We start from the raw sequence: 17,095 nt of genomic DNA, 5'->3' as shown, positions 1-17,095 counted from the left end.
TTTAATGAAGATTATTAAAGCGAGTGATCATGGTCTTTAAACCCTCATATACTTAGATGGACATAGGTTGACAGTTAATCAAATGATAGATGTACGCGTACAACAAATTCGCTATGAATCTGAGAATATTATCAGTATTCAATTGTATCCGATTCATAGCAAGCTGCTGCCTAGCTTTAACAGTGGGGCGCATATCGATGTCCATCTTCCCAGTGGCAAAGTACGGCAATACTCTTTGATCAGTCCCTTACAGGATCGCCGTTATTATGAAATAGGTGTGCTCCATAGTCCGACCTCAAAAGGGGGGTCAGGCTATATTCATCGCAAGTTGAAAGTGGGAGATATTCTCACGATTACTGAACCGCGCAATCTTTTTGAACTGGATGATACCGATCAGAAAGTATTGTTGATAGCGGGTGGCATTGGTATTACGCCGATACTGAGTATGTGGTCGAGTCTGGCAATTGATCAGCGTAAGTGCGAACTTCATTATTGTACGCGGCAAAGCAAGATCCCGTTTATTGAACGTATCGATGCTTTTAAGATTATGAATAGTGATAGTCATTATGTAACGTATATCGGAAATAAAGGGAATAATGGCTTCGAGATTGCTGAAGTCTTAAAATCCAACATCATTAATACGCATATTTATGTCTGTGGTTCTTTCGAGTTTATTCAGTATGTTGAAAATACTGCGCTTTCAATGAACTGGAATAAGCATTTTATACACAAAGAATGTTTTAAGAACACGAACGTGATGCTGCCTGTATCTTCAGATGAAGAACACGTGCTTGAGATTGCCTCTACAGGCCAAAAAATACCCATTCTACAGAATGACAATATTGCGGAAGTGCTCAATCAGGCGGGTTATGCTGTTCCCATGTCATGTGAACAAGGTATTTGCGGAACTTGTACGCTGCGCTATATCGATGGAGAGTTTTTCCATCAGGATATGATTTTAAACGATCAAGATCACCTAACATTGTTTACGCCATGTTGTTCGAAAATAAAGTCTAAAAAAGTCATTATTGATATTTAAGAAGGAACATCAAAATAATATGGATATCAGGCAAATGAAATATTTTATCGCAGTGGTGGAAGAACTCAATTTCACCAAAGCTGCTGAAAAACTATTTATTGCTCAGCCGCCATTAAGTCGTGCTATACAAAATTTAGAAGAAGAATTGGAAGTCTCTTTATTGGTACGTAACACTCGATCTATTGAACTCACAATAGCGGGCAAATATTTTTATGAAAATGCAAAAAAGATTGTACAGAGTGAAATTCACCTCAAGAAAATGACGCAGCAAATAGGCGGAGCCAACAACACCCTTCGTATAGGATTTATTGGTTCTACTATTTATAGTGAGCTAGCAGATTGTATTAAAAACTATCGCATCCAGTATCCTGATACCGCGATTCATGTTAAAGCCATGAATACGTTGAAGCAAATTGAAAAATTAAAAAATGGCACGATTGATGTGGGGATTGGCCGGCTTAAACTCATAGACCCTGAGATTGAAAGAATTATTCTTAAACAAGAAAAACTTTATGTGGCTTTTTATAAAGAGCATCCACTCTTGCAACAAAAAAGCAATCAACCGCTGTATTTAGAAGACATCGTCAATGAACCCTTAATTTTATTTCCAGATACAGCTCAACCGAACTTTCTGTCTAATATCCTCGAAACCTTTGCAGTTAAGATGATTGCACCAACCAACCTCTTTGATCCAGTACGAGATGTACAATCAGCTTTAGGGCTTGTATTGGCAGGACTGGGAGTCTCAATAGTGAGTGAAGGCGTGGTTAATAATTATAGTCGGGATCTCGTATTTCTGCCCTTAAGTGAATCTTTTGCATCCACGCCGATTATTCTGAGTCACCGTAAAAATGAAAGCTATATTCTCGTTGAAAACTTTATTCGTTTATCGAAGAGAATATTTGGCTGTGAATAAAAAACGTTTTTAGAGTCAATTTATTGATGACAATAAACGGTGTACAACCCCTCAAACTAAATAAAAGGAAGTTATTTAATGAAATCACGTGCAGCGGTTGCATTCGGTCCAGGTCAACCATTAGAAATTGTTGAAATTGATGTTGCTCCGCCTAAAGCGGGCGAAGTGTTGGTCAAAATCACGCATACAGGGGTATGCCATACAGATGCATTTACCTTGTCAGGTGATGACCCTGAAGGGGTATTTCCAGCGGTATTGGGTCATGAAGGTGCAGGTATCGTTGTTGAAGTCGGTGAAGGCGTGACCAGTGTTCAGCCTGGCGATCATGTCATTCCACTTTATACCGCAGAATGCGGTGAGTGTTTATTTTGTACATCAGGAAAAACCAATCTCTGCGTATCTGTACGTGCCACACAAGGTAAAGGCTTAATGCCTGATGGTACGACGAGATTTTCATATAATGGTCAGCCGATTTATCATTATATGGGCTGTTCAACCTTCTCTGAATATACTGTTGTTGCTGAAGTTTCTTTGGCAAAAATTAATCCAGCTGCTAATCCAGAGCATGTGTGCTTATTGGGCTGCGGCGTAACAACGGGCCTCGGCGCAGTTAAAAACACGGCAAAGGTTCAGGAAGGCGATACCGTAGCTGTTTTTGGTTTAGGTGGAATTGGTTTGGCTGTGGTTCAAGGCGCTCAAAAAGCCAAAGCCGGCCGTATCATTGCAATTGATACCAATCCTGAAAAATATAAGTTAGCAGAAAAATTTGGCGCAACAGATTTTGTGAATCCGAAAGATCATGAACGTCCTGTTCAAGAGGTTATTGTGGAAATGACAGGCTGGGGTGTAGACCATTCTTTTGAATGTATTGGCAATACGCATGTTATGCGTTCTGCGTTGGAATGTACCCATCGTGGTTGGGGCCAATCGGTGATTATTGGTGTCGCTGGTGCTGGACAGGAAATTTCAACCCGACCATTCCAGTTGGTGACTGGCCGTACTTGGAAAGGTTCTGCATTTGGGGGCGTAAAAGGCCGTTCGCAATTGCCAGATATGGTTGAAGAGGCAATGAAAGGCGATATTCAACTGGAACCTTTTGTGACGCATACCATGGGGCTGGAGCACATTAATGATGCTTTTGATTTAATGCATGAAGGCAAGTCCATCCGCTCAGTGGTGCATTATTGATTATTTCTTTACGATGGCTTTGTTAGGCTAACTTATTCATAAATGGTTGTTTAATCATATAACTCTAAAGTGAGTAATTCTCGGTCTAAACCACCTATTAAACAATCATTTGACCTTGCTAGAACTAACCATGAGTAATTACGTATATCTCATCATTTGATTTGATCCTAATACTAAATTTTAGGAATTTTCACTTGAAAAATTTTACGCAACCAATTTGTACCAGAACTCTGCCTACTTTAGTCATAACAGTAGACGTAACACTAGTTCAAGTAATAACCGTGCTGTAGTACTTTAAGCTAATTAGTTCTGGTGTAATGCTTGCCTGAATTAAGTCATCATAAATAACCTGAAAGCCGAAACTTTCAGGTTTTAAACGACATATTTTTAATCGTTTTCAGATTCCTAGATGAAATTGGTATTAGATATCATTTTAACATTACGCTCGATTTTCAACGTTAGCTGATCATTATATCGAAGCCAAAAGTCAGTACCTGCCAAGTACGCTTTTAAGGCGGCTAAACGATGGAATATATGCAACTGATTGATATTGTATAAATTATTTTAATTTTTTAAAATAATGGCGTAATACCAGCGTTCATTGAAGGAAAACAGCCCAATCCAATATGATCAGCAGGCGTGTCAATAAAATGTGATTCTAGATCTTTATAAAGTTGAGTTTCACTGAAGTTAATCCAATCCGATGAATCTTTTCTCACAAAGAAAATCAACCGAAGTGTGTGGTTTAGATGAATATCAAACTCACGCTTAGATAATACGCCAATCACGCTATTGCGGTGGGAATTACGCATAATCAGCTTGATGATTTCATCCGCACGCTCATTCAAGACATTATTAACCTTCAGATCAATAAAGCCATTGTATTGAGCTGCCTTATTTTGATCATTTACGACCTTGCGGATAATGACAAATGAATGAACTTCAAATAGAGGTGCTTTGTTGTAAACACTCTGCATAAATTCATCGTACTGTCTACCTGAGCGATTATATTGTTCTATCCATCGTGAGAATTTTCTCTGAAATTTACTGGTTGTGCACGTAACTTTCAAGTCACTGAAATAAGAATCATATCGTTCTGTACCCGGCGTTGAGCCATCAAAATATATAGAAAATAGTTGATGCTGATGCATCTTGGTCAGTTTGAGTTAAATTGGCGCAAAAGTGTTTATCGATACGGCAGAAGTAACGCTGAATGCGGAAAAATGGTCAGGTTTAACCGGTTCCCACACAGCACAGATCAGTAGTGCCGGTTTAGGTTTAAATTGGTTTAATGTATGGAATGTCCAGGCAAATGCCGAAGTTGCATTCCCAATTTGCAATACGCCAGATCAGTTAGACAATCGTGATGATCATCAATACTGGTTAAGCATTCGCAAGAATTTTTGATTAAACATGGTTTTAATCAGAATTAATCTATCTTGATATAGATAAAAATATCAGTAGTTCAGGGGAAGCTTCGGCTTCCTTATGAGCTTTATGTTTTTATTTTCAATAAACAGTTCTGCCTAAATTGGGTATAGAAGTTAAAATTAAGTTCAATGTTTACTGAGTTTTCATCCCAATAATTTTTAACCCATCACTTCCACCTTCACCAAAGCCAAAGCAATCCGTTCAATATGCTGATAAGCCGGTTGCTCTAATTCTTCGCCAAAAACATCGGAATCAATTTCTTCATAAGACCATTTTATATTTGAAGAAGGAGTAAGCAGTTTTTTTAATTCTTCTAAAAATGGATTGCCCTTTGATCTTATTGCCACACCGGTATATAAAAATAAGCATCCCTGTGGATTAATCCTTGTAAGTCCTTCTTTTAAAATGTTAAATGATAATTCATTGCCATCTAGTACATTCCCACCATGACGATATTGGCGTTGATCTGCATCGATCAAATAAGGCGGATTGGCAAAAATAAGGTCAAACTGTCCTTCAATATTCGCAAATAAATTGCTGTATATGGGATAGATATTATTTAATCCTGCAAACTTCGCATTAATTTGGCTATATGACAATGCTTTCGGATTAAGATCCGCCACTATCATTTCATTAAATTCTGGATAATGTTTTGCCATAGTAATGGCAGCAGCAGAAGTACCGCAGCATAATTCCAGACCGCGTTTGAATGGTTGAGGTTTATGGGATAAATACTGTTTTAAATGATAAACAAAGCGATAAGTATCCGGTCCAAAAAAAACTGCATCTTGTTGAATAGTTGGAAAACTGGAGTGAATAAACAATTGATCTTCTAGTGAGGCTACTCGGATGTTTGTGAACCAATAACCCTCTTGAAAATGAATAAGCTGATTTTCTTTTAAAATTGTAAAAAGAGTCCGGTCGAGATCAGTTTGTGAAAATGCTAAATTCCAGCCGAATATATCCCGAAGAGTTATATCTTTATCTTTTATATTCTTGTTTCGGTCAAGAATACGCTGATGTGAAAGAGGCGTTATCGCCGTAAAGTGATAATTTTTTTGTTTTAAAAATTTTAATAGAAAAAGCAAAGCCTGATGTTGAGCGGTTTCTACATTATTCAAAATTTGGTTCATATGAATTTTCTCTTCTAATTATTTAAAAACTATTTCAGTACTATAGAGGTTATTCAATCATTTAGAGTCCTATGACTTGAATTAGACATATATTAAATTCAGGCTGTATCGAGCTATTTAAAAATACACTAGATTGATATTCGCTTAATAGGTGGTTTTTTTAAGTAAAAATATGAGGGAAATTGGTTTAATTTATATTTAACATGAGAAGAGAGGCGAAAAATATGAAAAATAAGGATAACTATAAAAATAAGTTTTTAATTTTATTATTATGTTTGGTCATGCCGAGCCGATTATTTGGCAATAATCAGCTCGAATGGAGATTTGTCAAAGTACGATCTTAATTTTTCGTCTGTGGCAAATCAAACCAGATAAATTGACTATCTTCTAAAGCTTTGATGTGATTATTTTCAGCAAAAAGTAGCGCATCACCCGCTTTTACAATTTGGTCTTCAATTTGAATTGCGCCTGAAATGACATGCACATAGTTGACTTGCTGGGCCGCTTCAACAGCAAGCAGATGATCTTTGTGTAAGACGGCCGTTTTAACTTCAGCTTGTTGACGTATATGCATCGGTGCATTGTCATTTGGCCCGGCAATTAAGTGCCACTGATTTGGTTGCTCATGCGGATTACACTGAATTTGCTGATAATTGGGTTCTGCATCTTGTAGATCCGGGTGAATCCAGATTTGCAACATATGTACAGGGGTATCGCCATTGTTCATTTCGCTATGTTGAACTCCTGTTCCTGCGCTCATGAGTTGCCATTCACCCGCAGTAATATGACGTTCATTACCCAGGCTGTCTTTATGCGAAATTGTACCATCGAGTACACAGGTCAAAATTTCCATATTCTCATGGGGATGGGTACCAAAACCATTATGAGCAGCGATGGTGTCATCATTAATCACGCGAAGCACACTGACCCCCATGTATTTGGGGTTATACCAGCTACCAAAAGAAAAACTATGCTTGGTGTCTAACCAACCCGCCTGAACATGACCTCGATTTTCAGCATGATGTAAAAAAGCATTCATCTTTGATGCTCCTTATTATTTGAAATTAGAATGATAATACCGTGCTATAAAAGTGATAAAAATAGTATAAAAGCAACAGATCATTCTATATATGCAACGGTTATTTTTTCTTGTTAATATTTATAATATGTAGAATAGATCACATTATGGGTAATTCTAAGATAAATAGCATTTTATTTTTTGTAAAAAAAAGCCCACATAAATGCAGGCTTTGGCATGATCAATATTTTGATTATTCTAGGAATTTAACAGTTACGCCAGATTTCACTTTCTTACCTAAGTCATTGGCATCCCAGTTGGTTAAACGGATACAACCATGCGATGCAGTTTTAGAAATTGCAGACGGGTTTGGTGTACCGTGAATACCAAATGATTTTTTACTTAAACCAATCCAGATATTTCCAACAGGACCATTTGGACCCGGTGGTAGTGAAAGCGGTTTAGTATTCTTACCTTGCACAAAGTTACTTGGTGAATAGCTATACCAAGGATTTGGTGCTACGCCAGTCACTTTATAAGTACCTGTTGGAGAAGGAGTATCTGAACTGCCGATAGTCGCCGGGAATGAACCAATCATCTGGTTACGACTGTTAAATAAGTACAGTTGTTTTGCACCTTTATGCGCAACGATCAGATGAATGTCTTCAGGTACTTCGTTGCGGATATTGGCAACAATGATTTTCTCACCGGCTTTTTTGAAGGTTGCTTTAGGATTTAACTTTTTCAAAAAGTCTTCATCCATATGGAACTTTTCACCTAACATTTCAGTTATACGGGTGTAATACAAGCCTTTCATTTTTGCCTGTAATGCATAATCGTGTGGAATAGATTCAGCATAAGGGCCTTTCAAGTCAGCGTCGCTAAGGGTGTATTCAACAAATGCAGGTTTAGAACCTTGTTTAGCAACTAAAGCATCCCATGTTTCCTGGGTCAAAGTTCCTGTAGGTTTAAGACCGCTGATTTGCTGAAATGATGCAATTGCTTTGAGGGTATTTTTACCACTTGAACCATCAATCGCACCTGGTGAAGCATGAGCATTATTTAACATGACATGAGCGCGTGCATAAACCGGGAACTGGCCCTTACCAATATTTTCATACCATTCAGCTTGGTTCAGACCATCCAATGTCCATGATGCTTTAGCTGCAGCACTGGTATTGGTTGTCGTCGTTGCTGTTTTTGTCGTAGCTGCAGTACCGATTGCAGCAGTTTCATCTTCAGTTTGTTTAAGATCTTCTAAGGTTTTCGAAGCCTTATTTAAGTCTTGCTGTTCTTGTTGTGTAATATGGGTTTCGGTGCTTTGAGCGCTTGATGCCGCCTCGGTTGCAAGTGGATCAATCGGATCCTGAACCGCAGTATCAGCAATCTTATGGGGATTTAAGGGCTGTTCAGCAGTAGATGCGGCAAACGCTGTACCCGCAAAAATGCAACTTAAACTCATAGCGAGCAATGTGCGAACGAACATGGAATTCAACCTTAAAAATTATTCATTAACAATTTGATAAAACTACACAAGTATTGCAGAAAAAATGAGGAGATGCAGTATTTGTTTTGTGTAAAAATTATTTTACATTTCCCATGATTACTTTTTAAAGGCGAGAGAAGTTACTAAATTTTCGAGCTTTTTGTTATGATGGCTTGAAGATTAAAAATGAGATGGGAAAGTAAATGACGACTCTAAAAAACGATCGTTTTCTACGTGCTTTGCTGCGTGAGCCAGTAGATAGCACACCAGTTTGGATGATGCGTCAAGCAGGGCGTTATTTGCCTGAATATCGCGCAACACGTGCCAAAGCGGGTGATTTTCTTTCCTTGTGTAAAAATAATGATTTTGCATGTGAAGTCACTTTGCAACCTTTGCGCCGTTATGACTTGGACGCAGCCATTCTGTTTTCAGATATTTTAACTGTGCCGGATGCTTTGGGGCTAGGACTGTATTTTGAAGCGGGTGAAGGGCCGAAGTTCCATAAAACCATTCGTACCGAACAGGATGTGGCGAATTTACCCAACTTTAATGCCAAATCTGATCTAGATTATGTGATGAATGCTGTAACCACCATTCGTTCTGCATTAGGCGGTCAAGTACCATTAATTGGTTTTTCCGGCAGTCCTTGGACGCTTGCAACCTATATGATTGAAGGTGGATCAAGTAAGGATTTTCGTTATACCAAACAGATGATGTATGCCCAACCGGAAGTGTTACATGCTTTGCTTGATCGCTTGGCGATTGCCGTAATTGATTATTTAAATGCGCAAATTGATGCCGGTGCACAAGCTGTGCAGATTTTTGACAGTTGGGGTGGAGCGCTGGCTCATCGTGAATATATCGAATTTTCATTGAACTACATGCAGAAAATTGTTGCAGGTTTAAAACGTGAAAATGAAGGTCGTAAAGTGCCGGTCATTTTATTTACTAAAGGTGGCGGCCAATGGATTGAGCCGATGCTGGCAACCGGTGCCGATGCCTTAGGTTTGGATTGGACTACATCATTGAATGTGGCACGTCAAACTGTCAATAGCCGCGCTGCTTTACAAGGAAACCTGGATCCAGCCACTTTATATGGCACACCGGCATCCATTGAAAAAGCCACCAAAGCCATGCTGGATGATGCTTATGCAGGTGGTGAAAAAACCGGTTATATCGCTAACTTAGGTCATGGTATTACCCAATGGGTCGATCCTGCAAATCCTAAAGTATTTATTGATACGGTGCATGAATATAGCGCTAAATATCTTTAAGTATGTGTGAGTAAACTCATTTTTTAGGATTCAACCGTGATCAGTCTTGTTAAATCATGTTTTGAGTTCTCATTTAAGGCAGCTTCGGCTGCCTTATTTGGGATTTTACTCCTCATTGCTTTTGTAATTACCGCATCTATGGGAAGCCAAGAGTTTTACGGCTTTTTCCGTTATGACTATTTGTTGTTTTATGCCTTAATTATTCAAGTGTGCTTGCTCTATTTAAAGCTGGAATCATGGTCGGAAGCCAAAGTGATTGCCTTGTTTCATCTTATGGCGATGGTCATGGAAGTTTTCCTGACTCATCCGCACATTGCTTCATGGCAGTATCCACAACCTGCAATATTCAAAATTTTGACCGTACCTGTATTTGCTGGATTTATGTATTCAGCAGTAGGCAGTTTTTTTGCCCGCTCATTAAGGCTGTATCAGGTATCGTTCGAAAAGCTTCCTAATTTTCTTAACATGATGGCTTTGGCAGGATTTTCGTATATTAATTTCATGAGCAAATTTTTTGTGCCAGATATTCGTTATTTGCTCTTTGCATGGAGCATTTTTATTTTTTGGAAAACCAAAATTCGCTTTCAGCTACAACAGCATCAAATTCAGCTTCCCATGTTACCCGTGCTGATGGTTTTGGCATTTATTATCTGGGTTGCAGAAAATATCAGTACCTTTTATAAAATCTGGCTCTATCCGAGTCAGGTCGATGCCTGGCATATGGTCGGTTGGGGTAAGTTGGGTTCCTGGTATCTACTGTTAATGCTCAGTCTGGTATTGGTGCTGAAAATTTTAGGCACACGTCATGCCGAAGGCACCTGGACACTTAAATCCCATTAGAACAGCAAGTGTTTATTTTTAGCTAAATCATACATTTTTTCCATTGCACCGCACTTGACTTAACGCTAATCTCATAAGTGTGTAATTTAAATTACATGACTAGAGTAATAACAAGATTGCATGAGAATAATTGGAGAATAAGCATGTTGAAAAAAATAATGCTGGCCGCTGTAATGGTCACAGGTTCAGGTATGGCTATGGCCGATAATGATGTCGGTTGTGGTATAGGTAGTCAGGTATGGGAAGGTCAGTCTGGCATCATTCCTAAACTTCTGGCAGGAACAACCAACGTTCTTTTTACTAACCAATGGATCGGGATTACTTTCGGTACTTTAGGATGTAGTCAAGGCGGAAGAGTTACCGCTCAGGTGGTCACTTTTACCAATGAAAATTCCGAAACTCTCGCACGTGATATGTCGGTAGGTGAGGGCGAAAGCCTGAATGTGCTGGCTGAATTGCTCAAGATTAAAGCTGAAGATAAAGCCCGTTTCTTTGCGGTATCCAAGCAGAATTTTTCTGAAATTTATTCTGCTAAAAATCAGGATACTCTTCAAGTATTAACCTCTCTACAAACGGTTATGGCGAAGGATGATGTATTAAAATCCTACATCTAAGCCGTTGACTGAAAACCCTGTCACCCTGACAGGGTTTTCTTATAAATATAAGAATTGCAGAGAATAAGATTACTGAATGAAATATGCCTTTTTACTGCTTGGTTTGACCTGCATCCATTTAAGTCATGCAGCCGAAATAAAACCGGAAATCCAAACCTATCTAGATCTGGCTGAGAGCCAACAGCTGAATCAGGCCCGGACTTGGCAACGCCTCATGTATGCGAATGCACAGGGTAAAAGCGAGGTTAATTATGCAGGCTATTTTTTGGCCGAGCAGGGCTCAACCGATCTTAACAGGGAAATGCAGCAGAATATCCAGGCTTTATTTACGGCAGCCAAACCCAATCAGTCGATACGCTGTAAATTTCCGGCACGCAGTCACTGGTTGATGCAGCAACTGAATATCTCTGAACAGCAATTACCGGCGCTGAGCTGTCCCGAATTTGACCAGTGGATTGGTCAAGTTAAACCTTATAAAGCAACTTTAATCTATGCCACAGATTTCATGGGTAATCCCAGCTCCATGTTTGGCCATACCTTATTGCGTTTGGATCCGAAAGATCAGCAGCAGTTAAACCTGATTTCGTATGCGGTCAACTATGCGGCCACAGTAAACAGTAATGACAACTGGTCTTTTGCCTGGAAAGGCTTGACCGGACAATACCTAGGTGAATATTCCCTGATGCCTTATTATCGTAAGGTTAAAGAATATGGTGACTTTGAAAGTCGTGATTTATGGGAATATGAGCTGAATTTAAATCCGGAAGAAACGCAGTTTCTGGTTCAACATCTGTGGGAAATGCAGAAGGTCAGTTTCCCGTATTATTTTATCAATGACAACTGTGCTTACCGCTTGCTCGGGCTTTTTGACTTGGCACGTCCCGAGCTAAATCTTCAAGCACAGTTCAATTCAGCTGCTATTCCCATAGAAACCCTGAAAGTTGTCGAACAGCAAGGTCTGATCAAGGAAAAAATATATCGGCCTGCTTTGGAAACACAATTGTTGGCACAAGCTAGACAGCACGGCACAACTTTGGCGAAAACTGCCCATCAGGTGGCATACGCAAATACAGACACACAGTCTTTAACGCTCCAGAAGTTTTCGGGGCAGGATCAGGCTAAAATTCTGGAGATGGCCTATGACCATTTATATCTGGATTTTCTGAGACAAAAAGTCGATAAATCTTTTGCCCAGTCTCGTTTCCGTCAGTTACTGGGTTTAAGAAGTCAGCTTGATGTAGAAAAGCAGCGAAAGTCGCCGCTGCGTCCAAAAACGGATCCGACCCAGAGTCATAACGCACGTCATATTTCAATTGAGGCGGGTGAAGTGCAGGGTGAAAAATTTATCGAGCTTGGACACAGGCAGGCCTATCATGACCTGATAGATCCCCAGAGCGGCTTTCGTACCGGCACACAGCTATTATTTTTAAACACTGCAATACAGTACCGTGAAGATGAGCTGAAATTTGAGCAAATGGATCTGATGACAGTCAATTCCTACAATCCTGTTTCACCGTTTAAAATACCTTTGTCTTGGGGCTTTAATTTAGGTTGGCAGCAAGAAGCGTTAGAGCAGGGTGGGAATTTTAGTGAACATGAGCAGCATGGAGTTGCCAATTTAAAAGTACAAATGGGCTATAGCTATGCCGATCAGGCACGTGAGCATTTATGTTATGCACAGCTGCAAAATCATATTCAAGCCGGCAAGGCATTGGATAAAGGTTGGCGTGTGGCTATGGGTCCAACCCTAGGCTGTCAGAATATTTGGTCAGATAAAATTAATTCTTTAATTCAAGTGGAATTGCCGTATTGGGAAGATTCACACCAGTGGCAGTTGAAATTGAATACTCAATGGCAATATGTGTTGAACCAGCAAAACGCGATTCGACTGGGCTGGGAATATCAACAACAGGATGGAAAAGACTGGAATAAGGCCAGCTTAGGATATATAAACTTTTTTTAAGATCAGATTCTGTTCGTCCTCTCATTATTTAGATAGAACTTAAAATAGATCACACAGTAATTTTTTTGAAAATTTGTTATATTTATAAACTAATTATCTCCCTTTCAATTTTAAAGCTGTTGGATCAATTGTATGAATACAGAGAGTATTGCCATGCTGGCGGAGCAATGGAAATCGATTTGTGCTGGTTATTCTACAACTGATTTAAATGACACTTTTCAATTTATTCAAACCCATTCACTCGTTTTGGTGGATGAGTTCTATAAAAATATTATGCAAGAAAAAGAAGCATCCTATTTTCTTTCGGACAATCTTGTTCAAAACCGTTTAAAAGCAACTTTGAACCAATGGCTTCTCGATTGTTTTAATGTGCCATTTCAGCAGAACTTCGAAGAAATTTCAAAGAAACAGCTGGTGGTGGGAACAGTTCATGCGCGTATCGGGATTCCTTCCTGGTTGATCATGCGTGGTGTGCGGGAGATTGAAAATAAAGTATTTAATCTGCAATCCTGTAAAGTACAGGAAAATAGTTTCGTCATTATCAATTATATTATTCAGGTACTGGGTTTTGCGTCTGAAATCATGTGCCGTTCTTATGAAGTGAATATAGAAAAAAGTAATGACATCAAGCATACCTACCGTTTATTTTCAGCCATGCAAGATGTAGCCGTACAAAAAGATAAGCAACGTAGCTCATTACTGGACTGGGAAAATGAGCTGATGTTTAAAGTTTTTTCAGACAAGGTCGATTTTAAGCATCCTTTATTATCGAAATCTGAGTTTGGTTTATGGTTTATTCATAAAGCAGCCTATGCATTTACAGGTTCAGAGCAAGTCGATGTCATCATTGAGCGAATTTATGAGATTGACCAGTTAAATGAAAATGTTTTAGCGTGTGTTGAAAAAGATAAAACCATTGAATTGATCCAACACATACGTGAGAAAAATAGAGAAATCCAGCATTTGGTCGAACAGATTTTTCAGGTTGCTGAATATATTGATTCAGGAAATGATTCTTTAACTCAGCTGCTTAATCGACGCTATTTAAATACCATTATTTCCCGCGAGATTAATTTTTCTCGAAAAAATAATGTGCCATTGTCCTTGCTGGCAATTGATGCCGATTACTTTAAGCGAATTAATGACAAATACGGTCATGCAGCCGGTGATTTGGCGTTACAGTTTATTGGTGAAGTGTTGCTGGAGTCGGTGAGGGGCAGTGATTATGCATTCCGAGCGGGTGGGGAAGAATTTTTGTTGCTTCTGGTGGATAGTGATTTAACCCGAGCGCAGGAAATTGCGGAAAATATCCGCACACGTGTTCAGGAAACGCCTATTCGTACCGCTGCGGGCAGTAGTTTTAATTTTACCGTCAGTATCGGTTGTTCACTTTACGATGGACATCCCGATTATCAACGTTTCCTGGATGCGGCAGATTCAGCGCTTTATGCTGCAAAAAATAATGGGCGCAATAACGTTTATTTAGGCAAATAGCGTTAAGCGTGGAACATCATTTAGACTGTGTACAGGGCGAACAAAGTGCTCGGTATAATCTAGGGGTAAAAACAGCTTTAGGCTTCAACCACGACAAAATATTTTTTAACCGCTTCAAGCACTTCAAATTTACCGGTAAAACCGGGTGGGATAATGCCGGCTTCACCTGCTTTAATTTCGACAAAACTTTGTGTTTTGGCATCATGTAAGCGTACCAGACCTTCAATCACCTGAAAGAATTCCTGTTTGTTGGCAGCAAATTGAATCTTCCATGCTCCCACTTCACACGTCCAGATGCCACAGTTCATATTGGGATGCGCATATAAGCTTTGGGTTATCCGTTTAGGGTTGCCTGCAACCAGACGATCAGGATGAGGATAGTCAATAGCTGCCTGAGTCTGAGTCAAACCGTGACCTGCTAACCAAATAGATGACATGACTTATCCTTAAAGTTAAGAGTTGCGTAAACGAAAAATATAAAAGCATCCATAAAAAAGCCCCGGTTCGTCGGGGCTTTTTTGAATCTTTCAAACTTAGTAATTTTCAGGTAAAGCACTTAAAAACTCACGACGTTCTTCTTTATTGGTTTTAAAATCTCCAATAAAAGAAACCGTACGTGTAGTGGATTCCTGTTTGCCGACACCGCGCATCATCATACACATATGTGCAGAATCAATCATCACGGCAACACCGCGTGCTTGAGTGACTTCAGCCACCGCTTCAGCAATTTGCTGAGTCAGGTTTTCCTGAATTTGCAAACGACGTGCAAACATTTCAGTAATGCGGGCAAATTTAGATAGACCTAAAACATTCCCTTCAGGTAAATAAGCAATATGCACACGACCGTAAAAAGGAAATAAATGGTGTTCACATAAAGAATAGAATTCAATATTCTTGACTAAAACCATTTCACGGTTGTCAGAAGGGAAGACTGCACTATTGGTCACTTCTTCTAAAGTTTTGCTATATCCAGACGTTAAATACGAAAAAGCTTTAGCAGCGCGCATTGGCGTATCTTTAAGACCAGGACGATTAAGATCTTCACCAACTGCAGTTAAAATGTTGGCGTAGGATTGCTGCATAGACATAAGACGTGTTCACTTACACTGATATCGAACAAGGACGGCATTGTAGCAGAAAACCGCTATAATGCCCTGTTTTGGGGAAAAATTCTGCTTACTGTTTAAATTTAGGGTTTTTTTCTGCGCGTTTTAATAAAACCAAAACGGCACCCGTGCCACCCTGTTTTTCAGGTGCACTGACAAATGCTAACACATCACGGTGTTGACGAAGCCAGCCATTGACATAGGTTTTTAAAATGGCTTCTGGCCCTTTGCCATGCACAATCTTAATGACATTCTGATTTTCATCTTTGGCCATTTGAATAATCTGTAACACCGCAGATCGCGCATCTTCAACTGTACAACCATGCAGGTCAACTGCTTCAAACCAGCGCAGATTACCGGCTTTTAAATCTTCAAAAACCTTATGCTGTAAAGTGCCAATGCGATAGCTTAAGGTGGCTTGACTAGCAACCGGGTTCAGCATGGCTTGGGTGTCTGAAAGCTCTGCATTGTCTATTTGCATTGGCCCCGTGGCTGAAGCACGTTTGGCTAAGGTTTGTGCATCCATTTTTTTCTTTTTGTTCTTTTCAACCGGCGCAATATTACTGGTGTCCATTTTTTTGACACCTTGCATCGATTTTTGGAACAAATCGAAATCATCTTCCTGTTCTTGCTGGGCCTGAGCTTTAGGCTCAGGTTGTTGAGCAAGAGCAGTTGAATGCGGATTAGTAATTTGCTTTTTAAAAGATTTCAGCAAGTTGTACTGATCTTTCGAAAGCGAAGAATCATGTTTACTCATAATCTTAATTATTCATTAAACAGTTTCAGGCTGACCAAATAATGCGGTGAATGCATGATCTGGACGAGGCTGTTTCATAAAACTTTCACCCACAAGGAAGGCATGAATATCATGTTCTTGCATCATGTGGACATCATTTGGTGTGGCAATACCACTTTCAGTCACCAGTAAACGTGAGGGCTCAAGCAATTTCTTCAAACGTAGAGATGTATTTAAGTCGACATCAAAGGTTTTTAAATTGCGGTTATTCACGCCTAACAGACAACGCTCTGAAAGTCTCAGTGCACGTTCAAGCTCAGCTTCATCATGCACTTCAACCAGGACATCTAAATTATGTTCAAAGGCTGTTTTAGACATTTCTTCCAGTTGCTGGTTAGACAGACAAGCCACAATTAAAAGAATACAGTCTGCATGCAGGGCACGTGCTTCAATCACACCATAAGGATCAATCAGGAAATCCTTACGTAGAGCAGGAAGAGTACAATGTGAACGAGCAATGGCAATATTTTCGTCCGCACCTTGGAAAAAGTCCACATCAGTCAGTACCGACAAACAGGCTGCCCCGGCTTGCTCATATTGCTGTGCAATTACAGCCGGATTGAAATTTTCGCGAATCACGCCTTTAGACGGTGAGGCTTTTTTAATTTCAGCAATTACACCTGGACGTTTACCAAGCAAAGATTTTGCGAAACCACGTACAGGTGTCGCTGCCTGCGCCAGTTCTTCCACATCTTTATAGCTATGTTGCTTTAAACGTACAGCAAATTCTATCTGCTTGCGGTCAACAATTTTACCTAAAATGGTATTTGAGATATCTATCATGACAAGATTTCCTT

17 protein-coding genes are annotated in these 17,095 nt (G+C 39.6%); 9 read left to right on the top strand and 8 right to left on the bottom strand.

All coding sequences use genetic code 11. From position 1 onward, the window contains the following. The first annotated feature begins 67 nt into the window (after positions 1-67). The 3 genes from E0H80_RS00860 to E0H80_RS00850 all read left to right on the top strand — a co-directional run bounded on the left by E0H80_RS00860 (position 68) and on the right by E0H80_RS00850 (position 3,143). Entirely contained in the window at positions 68-1,039 is a 972-nt protein-coding gene (locus E0H80_RS00860; protein ID WP_131362358.1) for a PDR/VanB family oxidoreductase, read from the top strand. Positions 1,040-1,073: 34 nt separating this feature from the next. Then, positions 1,074-1,955, top strand: a complete 882-nt coding sequence (locus tag E0H80_RS00855) for a LysR family transcriptional regulator (protein ID WP_165494263.1) — start codon at positions 1,074-1,076, stop codon at positions 1,953-1,955. Positions 1,956-2,033: 78 nt separating this feature from the next. Further along, the gene (locus tag E0H80_RS00850; protein WP_131362354.1) at positions 2,034-3,143 is read left to right on the top strand and encodes an S-(hydroxymethyl)glutathione dehydrogenase/class III alcohol dehydrogenase; all 1,110 of its coding nucleotides are present in this window, start codon (positions 2,034-2,036) and stop codon (positions 3,141-3,143) included. A gap of 572 nt (positions 3,144-3,715) precedes the next feature. Here the strand turns inward: E0H80_RS00850 and E0H80_RS00845 are convergent. After that, the gene (locus E0H80_RS00845) at positions 3,716-4,294 is read right to left on the bottom strand and encodes a hypothetical protein (protein WP_131362352.1); all 579 of its coding nucleotides are present in this window, start codon (positions 4,292-4,294) and stop codon (positions 3,716-3,718) included. A 31-nt stretch (positions 4,295-4,325) separates the two neighbouring features. Between E0H80_RS00845 and E0H80_RS00840 the strand changes: the two genes are divergently transcribed. Beyond that, positions 4,326-4,550, top strand: coding sequence for a hypothetical protein (locus tag E0H80_RS00840; protein ID WP_228259923.1), 225 nt, complete (start codon positions 4,326-4,328; stop codon positions 4,548-4,550). A 182-nt stretch (positions 4,551-4,732) separates the two neighbouring features. Here E0H80_RS00840 and E0H80_RS00835 read toward each other — a convergent pair whose 3' ends face one another. The 3 genes from E0H80_RS00835 to E0H80_RS00825 all read right to left on the bottom strand — a co-directional run bounded on the left by E0H80_RS00835 (position 4,733) and on the right by E0H80_RS00825 (position 8,211). Beyond that, complete coding sequence (locus E0H80_RS00835; RefSeq protein WP_131362350.1) at positions 4,733-5,707, bottom strand: N5-glutamine methyltransferase family protein; 975 nt, start codon at positions 5,705-5,707, stop codon at positions 4,733-4,735. Positions 5,708-6,047: 340 nt separating this feature from the next. Then, complete coding sequence (locus E0H80_RS00830) at positions 6,048-6,746, bottom strand: pirin family protein (protein ID WP_131362348.1); 699 nt, start codon at positions 6,744-6,746, stop codon at positions 6,048-6,050. A gap of 232 nt (positions 6,747-6,978) precedes the next feature. Beyond that, complete coding sequence (locus tag E0H80_RS00825; protein ID WP_131362346.1) at positions 6,979-8,211, bottom strand: L,D-transpeptidase family protein; 1,233 nt, start codon at positions 8,209-8,211, stop codon at positions 6,979-6,981. A gap of 203 nt (positions 8,212-8,414) precedes the next feature. On the opposite strand from E0H80_RS00825, the gene hemE reads away from it, so the two are divergent. The 5 genes from hemE (at position 8,415) to E0H80_RS00800 (ending at position 14,396) form a co-directional block, all read left to right on the top strand. Next, a complete protein-coding gene (hemE, locus tag E0H80_RS00820; protein ID WP_131362343.1) occupies positions 8,415-9,485 on the top strand; it encodes a uroporphyrinogen decarboxylase in 1,071 nt (356 codons plus the stop codon). Between the two features lie 39 nt (positions 9,486-9,524). Continuing rightward, the gene (locus E0H80_RS00815) at positions 9,525-10,325 is read left to right on the top strand and encodes a DUF817 family protein (protein ID WP_228259943.1); all 801 of its coding nucleotides are present in this window, start codon (positions 9,525-9,527) and stop codon (positions 10,323-10,325) included. Between the two features lie 143 nt (positions 10,326-10,468). After that, positions 10,469-10,939 carry a DUF3015 family protein gene (locus E0H80_RS00810; protein ID WP_131362339.1) on the top strand — a complete coding sequence of 157 codons (471 nt, stop codon included), beginning with the start codon at positions 10,469-10,471 and terminating at the stop codon, positions 10,937-10,939. Between the two features lie 76 nt (positions 10,940-11,015). After that, positions 11,016-12,902 (top strand): DUF4105 domain-containing protein, encoded by a 1,887-nt coding sequence (locus E0H80_RS00805; RefSeq protein WP_131362336.1) that lies wholly within the window; start codon positions 11,016-11,018, stop codon positions 12,900-12,902. 132 nt (positions 12,903-13,034) lie between these two features. After that, positions 13,035-14,396 carry a diguanylate cyclase gene (locus E0H80_RS00800; RefSeq protein WP_131362333.1) on the top strand — a complete coding sequence of 454 codons (1,362 nt, stop codon included), beginning with the start codon at positions 13,035-13,037 and terminating at the stop codon, positions 14,394-14,396. Between the two features lie 77 nt (positions 14,397-14,473). Here E0H80_RS00800 and E0H80_RS00795 read toward each other — a convergent pair whose 3' ends face one another. From E0H80_RS00795 to trpC, 4 genes are all read right to left on the bottom strand, one after another. Then, positions 14,474-14,833 carry a cupin domain-containing protein gene (locus E0H80_RS00795; protein ID WP_131362330.1) on the bottom strand — a complete coding sequence of 120 codons (360 nt, stop codon included), beginning with the start codon at positions 14,831-14,833 and terminating at the stop codon, positions 14,474-14,476. Between the two features lie 96 nt (positions 14,834-14,929). Then, positions 14,930-15,478, bottom strand: a complete 549-nt coding sequence (gene folE / locus E0H80_RS00790) for a GTP cyclohydrolase I FolE (protein WP_171255394.1) — start codon at positions 15,476-15,478, stop codon at positions 14,930-14,932. Between the two features lie 94 nt (positions 15,479-15,572). Next, the gene (locus E0H80_RS00785) at positions 15,573-16,259 is read right to left on the bottom strand and encodes a Smr/MutS family protein (protein ID WP_067867903.1); all 687 of its coding nucleotides are present in this window, start codon (positions 16,257-16,259) and stop codon (positions 15,573-15,575) included. 15 nt (positions 16,260-16,274) lie between these two features. Beyond that, a complete protein-coding gene (trpC, locus tag E0H80_RS00780) occupies positions 16,275-17,081 on the bottom strand; it encodes an indole-3-glycerol phosphate synthase TrpC (RefSeq protein ID WP_131362326.1) in 807 nt (268 codons plus the stop codon). Between the last annotated feature and the right edge of the window lie 14 nt (positions 17,082-17,095).

This window comes from Acinetobacter sp. ANC 4779, assembly GCF_004331055.1.
In the GTDB taxonomy this organism is placed as follows: domain Bacteria; phylum Pseudomonadota; class Gammaproteobacteria; order Pseudomonadales; family Moraxellaceae; genus Acinetobacter.
This window is presented reverse-complemented; position numbering and strand designations above follow the sequence as displayed.